The organism is Algoriphagus namhaensis (assembly GCF_042649705.1).
GTDB classification, from domain to species: Bacteria; Bacteroidota; Bacteroidia; order Cytophagales; family Cyclobacteriaceae; genus Algoriphagus; species Algoriphagus namhaensis.
Genome location: NZ_JBHRZS010000005.1, coordinates 1 through 6,080, shown reverse-complemented (window position 1 = coordinate 6,080; position 6,080 = coordinate 1). Strand labels below are relative to the sequence as shown.

The 6,080-nt window shown below is 42.6% G+C and carries 1 protein-coding gene and 1 pseudogene; both read left to right on the top strand.

Going from position 1 to position 6,080, the window contains the following annotated elements:
- Window positions 1-5,449: DUF7507 domain-containing protein (locus ACFOSV_RS03650; RefSeq protein WP_377903510.1), on the top strand; the 5,449-nt coding region annotated here is incomplete at its 5' end.
- A 78-nt stretch (window positions 5,450-5,527) separates the two neighbouring features.
- A pseudogene (locus ACFOSV_RS03645) lies at window positions 5,528-6,080 on the top strand (PorP/SprF family type IX secretion system membrane protein); the annotation flags it as partial.

Here is a 6,080-nt window from a genome sequence, read left to right as displayed (position 1 = left end):
GTATAGTGCGAGCTATGCAGCGACTCAGGCGGACATCAATGCGGGTACTGCCTTGGTGAACACAGCGACTGTGGATACCAATGAGACAGATGAGGCGAGTGATGATGCGACGACAACGATCACGCAGGATTTGGCATTAGCTCTGGTGAAATCCGTAGAGCCAAGTAATTTAGAAGACGATTGTGTTGAGGCTCAAGACGAGTTGACCTACACTTTTGTAGTGACAAATCAGGGTAATGTAACCTTGACTTCTGTAGCAATCAATGAAGATAGCTTCAGCGGAACAGGAACCTTTGGAGTGATCACGTTCCAGTCTAGTAGCATGAATAGTGCAGAAGGGACGTTGAAGCCAGGTGAGAGCGCGACATATACTGCGACTTATATTATTACAACTGATGATGTAGAGGTTGGAGTAATTACGAACCAAGCTTTAGCAGAAGGATTTAACGGACAAGTAAGAGTTGAAGACCTTTCGGGTACTTCTATTGATACTGATGATAACACTACGTATGAACTTTGTCAGCGAGGTGAAATCAAAGTGATCAAAACCTCAGACTTTAGGAATGGAGAAGAAGAAAATTGTCTTGAAGCAGTTGCTGACGAAACAGTAATAACCTATACGTTTACAGTAACTAATGAAGGTAATGTTCCTTTAAGCAACATCGAGGTAATTGACAATCTTCCAGGTCTATCTGATATCGCCTTTGATGGTGGAGATGCAAATAATAACAGCATCTTAGATTTGACTGAAACATGGACTTATTCAGCAACTTATACAGTAACCCAGAATGATATAGAAAATGGGTTGATCCAAAATAATGTTGAGGTGAGTGCTGATGATTCTAGTGAAGACAAGGTGACGGATACGGATTCGTTGACCATCCCAATTTGCCAGGAACAGGGGGTTCAAATAACTAAGTCGGTTATTTCAAATGATGACCAACTACTTGGAACAGTTTCCTTCGAAATAGCAGTAACAAATACAGGTAATGTAACCTTGTTTGATCTCTATGTAGAAGATCAAGAAACTGGTGACAACTGGATGATTGATGAGTTGGCTCCTGGAGAAGAATGGACAGAAATTGTTAATGTGACTATTACTCAAGAGTTGATCGATGGTAAGTGTTATGAAAACACTGCAATCGTAGAAGTGAGAGAGTACTTTAGCGAAGACCAGTCTCCAAGTGATGTCACTTCACAAAATGAAGAATACATTGTGTTGCTACGTGATTCTTCAACAGCAGAAGCGTGCTTCACTCAAACTCCGAGCATTGCTCTAGTGAAGACTGCTGAGGTAGAAAGTGGAGATGATTGTATTGATACAGGAGATTTGATCACCTATACCTTTACAGCAACTAACACAGGAAATGTGACCTTAACTTCAGTCTCTGTTGAGGAGTTCAGCTTCTCAGGGTCTGGTGTGTTAAGTGCAATAAACTTTGTGAGCAGCAGTCTAGGAAGTGACGAAGGCACCTTGTTGCCAGGCGAGTCAGCTACTTATACGGCTACTTATGAAATCACTTTGGTTGATACAGGTAATGGTCTTATCAGTAATCAGGCTGTTGCGTCTGGATTGATTGGTGAGACTGAGGTGGAAGACTTGTCTGGTGATACTGTAGATACAGATAATGAAACACTGGTTGAACTTTGCCAAATTCCATCAATTGATATTGTTAAAGAGGCCAATGTGTCAAGTGTTGATGCCGCGGGTGAGGTAGTTACTTATACCTTAACTGTGACCAATACTGGTAATTTGATTTTGAATAGTGTCCGAGTAACAGATCCATTGACCGAATATGATAATCTATTAGGTCAATTGGTACCAGGACAAGTAGTATCACTAGAGACCAGCTATACCGTGACTCAAACAGACATGGATAATGGTGATGTTCTTAATGTGGCCACTGCAACGGGATCTGCTGCAAATCAGCAAGTATCTGATTCTGATAATGAGGTAGTAACAGTGAACAGAGACCCTTCAATCTCGCTAGATAAGCAGGTTGATCTAGAGTCAGTAAGCAGAGCAGGTATCGTTCTTAACTATACCTTGGCTGTTACAAATACTGGTAATGTCACTTTATCTAGTGGTAATCTTGTAGATCCTAAGACTGGCCTTTCTCTTCCAGACATTACCTTGGCAGTAGGTGAGACTAAGACATTTACAACGACTTACACTGTAACAATCGAGGATATCTTGAGCGGTGCGCCAATCTTGAATATCGCAAATGTGGAAGCAATTGACGCCTTGTCAGGAACTCCAGTTCGCGCACGAAGTGAAGCTGTAGTGAACCTGATCCTTACTCCAGAGATTGAGATTGTCAAAGTAGCAGATAAGCAAGAAGTCTCAGCAGCGGGTGAAGTAATAAACTATACCTTGACGGTTACCAATAAAGGTACTGCTCCGCTATTCAATGTGGTTGTTGAGGATCCATTGACTGGATTGAATCAAAATATTGGATTGATGTTGCCAAATGCAGTACAGGTGATTGAATCTGAATATGTTACAACCCAATCTGATATTGATAATGGTTCAATTATCAATGTGGCCAAAGCTACAGGTACATTTAATCAAAATGAGGTGTCTGATCAGGATGATGCTATTGTGGAAGCAATTCAAAGTCCTTCCATCTCTATAGATAAGGTAGCTGATGTTGCTGAGGTAAATCTTGCTGGTCAAGTAATTACATATACTTTGACTGTGACTAATGACGGTAATACTACCCTGAACAGTGTCCAAGTGACTGATCCATTGACTGGTTATGATAACCTATTTGGACAGCTTGTTCCAGGTCAGGTAGCTATTCTTGAGACAACCTACACGGTAACTCAAGAGGATATCGATTCTGGTGAAATCCTCAACGTGGCAACTGCGACAGGATTCTCTGGAGAAACTCAAGTAAGTGATCAAGATGACGCAAGAGTAGAGGCAGAGCAGTCTGCTGACATTGAAATAGTTATTACTGACAATGACGCAGAAATCACCGAAGAGGGAGAAGAGATAAACTATACCATCACAGTAACCAACACAGGTAATGTGACCTTGGAAAATGTGACCATTGTCGATTCTCAGACTGGATTGGTGATTAACGTGGGTACATTGAAGCCTGGTGAAAGCAAGTCTGTAGATACTACGTACCCTGTTAATCAGGAAGATGTGGATAAAGGAAGTGTGACTAACGAGGCAACAGCTACAGGCGAAAGCCCAAGTGCTGGTGATGATGACCCAACTGATACAGATGAGGTTACTACTCCAATAACGCAACTACCAAGTTTGTCAATTAATAAGACGGCAGATGTAGAGGTTGTTGGAGAAGAAGGAGAGGTCATCACCTATACTATCGTTGTTACAAATGACGGAAACCTGACTCTTACCAATATAGTAGTAACTGATCCATTGACTGGTTTAGAAGAAATCATTGATGAATTAGTTCCAGGAGCTTCCGTAGAGTTTGAAACAAGCTACACTGTAACAATTGCAGATATTGCAGCTCAAGAGCCAATAGTAAATGTAGCGACAGTGACTGCCGAAGACCCTAGAGGAGAAGAGGAAGATATCATGGCTGAGGACGATGAAATAGTTACCATTGAGTGTATAGATGATACTCTTGTAACAGGTATTATATTCAATCCTTTGACCGATCAACCATTGCCAAATGTGCCAATCACATTGGTACCGCAAGGAAATACTTCAGGCGAGACACTAATTGTGATTACAGATGCTGATGGACGATATGTATTCAAGGACGTCGTACCTGGTAACTATCTAATTCAAGTACAGGATGCAAACCTGAATGCTCAGGGTCTATTCAACTTCCAGAAGAGCTCTCTTGCCTTCAGAGGTGTTGAGGTCTGCGCACCAGTTGTGGAAGACTTCCAGTATGCTCCATTTGATGGAATAGTCCTTGGTGACTTCGTTTGGTATGACTTGAATCAGGATGGTGTCCAGAATGAGTGGTTCGATGCTAATAACGATGGTCAGGTAACCTTGAATGATCTAACAGCAGGACCTATTTCCATCAGCGAGTGGGAGTGGTTTGACTTGAACGGTGATGGTAGATATGACGGTCCAGAAAACGAGGGCGAATTGAACAAAGCTGGACTTGCAGGTAACGCTACACCAGGACAACCAGGAAACATTCAGGTGAGTGGCCCATTGGGCTTCGAAGAAAATGTTATTGTCGGGGTTCTTGGATACTGGAGAGTAAGAGTCGGAGCCACCGAGGATGATATGTTTGATGATCAAGGTGGAGCCCTATACGGAGAATACACAGCTGTAATCACTACAGATCCTGTATTGACCGGAAGCGCATCGAGAATGGAGGCTACTGGATTAGTCAAAAACCTTCCTAATAATGGAGGAAGAATGACTGACATAAATGGCTCGCGATTCGAAGAGCGATGTGGATTCACTACAAGCGAAACGGTTTCAAGAACAGTCTCTTCCGAAAATCGAGTACATTTTGACATGGACTTTGGTAAAGTATGTGTGCAAGCTGAGGTACAAATTATCGCTAATGATGATGACTTCGGAACACGCTTCATCAGCTTCGGAGGATTACTGGGCAACATCCTAGAGAATGATATTCTTGATGGAGTGACCGATCCGGATCCTGACTTGGTTGACTTCGAATTCACAGATCTTGATGGTGTCATAGGTTTGTTGATCGATGAAAATGGTGATCTAAGTTTGATCCCAGGTGTAAATGAAGCGAGAGAGTACACCTTGAGGTATACTTTACGTGAGACAGCCTTCCCTGACAATCAAGATGACGCGATAGTAGTGTTCCGATTGTTGAATGACCAGGTTGACCTAGGGGTGACTAAGACTTCGTTTGAAGCGGAAATCTTTGAAGGCGATGAATTTGAGTATGAGATAGTCATCACAAATGGTGATACTCCTGCAACGAATGTAGTCGTAACGGATAACCTACCTACTGGAGTCACATACATTAGTAATACAGTTACAGAAAATAGCACCAATGCTGTTGTAAATGATCAAGTTTCAGGAAGCGCCATTACATGGACTATCCCGGCTCTTGCTCCTAATGCTAGTATTACTATAAGAGTCAAAGTAAAAGCAGGTGAAGCCGGCCTCATCACTAACACTGTTGTAATTGGTTCTGACGAGGATGACACTGATGAGTCGAACAACCAGGCAGATGACGTAAATAACATATTACCATTCCACATTCCGAATGTAATCACTCCGAACAATGATGGAGATAATGATACCTTCGAAATTCAAGGACTAGGTAAGTTCGCAAGTAATGAGATTGTGATCATCAATAGATTTGGAGATCATGTTCTAGAACAAGAGGATTATAAGAATGACTGGAATGCTCCAGGACAAGTGGCAGGTACTTATTTCTATATCTTAAAAGCTGTAGATTCTCAAGGCAAACTCCACGAGTTCAAAGGATGGATTCAGGTAATCAAAGGAAATAACTAAAAGCGTTATGAGATCAATTTTTAAAATCACAGGGATATTGTTTATGCTGGTCATGATGACCAGCGTAAACAAGACNATTTTCCGGGGGCACCGGAGACCTTCACGGTGACGGCGGATCTGAGTGCCAATGAGGGTACGATGGGTTTTGGATTTTCGCTGATGAGCGACAATTTGGGACCTGCTCGTACGACAGGCGGCTTGCTGACCTATGCGTATCGAATCCAGACGGGCAAGAAGAGCTGGTTAGGATTGGGAGTGAGTGCAGGGGTGAGTGAGTATGCGATCGACGGCAACTTGTTGGATCCGAATGATTTTCCGGACAGTGAGATTCCGGTAGGGACGATCAATTTGTTCACGCCGAATCTGAATACGGGCTTATTTTTCCATAACGACAAGTTTTATGCGGGTTTCAGTGTGTACAACATGATCGGCAAGAAATCCTTGGAGAAAGAAGATGTGGCTTTGGCGTATCACGACTTCCATTACTACCTGACGGCGGGTTATCTGCTGGACTTGGGAGAGACGGTGAAGTTCAAGCCGAGCTTCTTGATCAAGGAAGTGAAAGGAGCTCCGACGAATTATGATATCAATGCGATGTTCCTGTTTTATGAGCGGATTTGGGTGGGAGGTT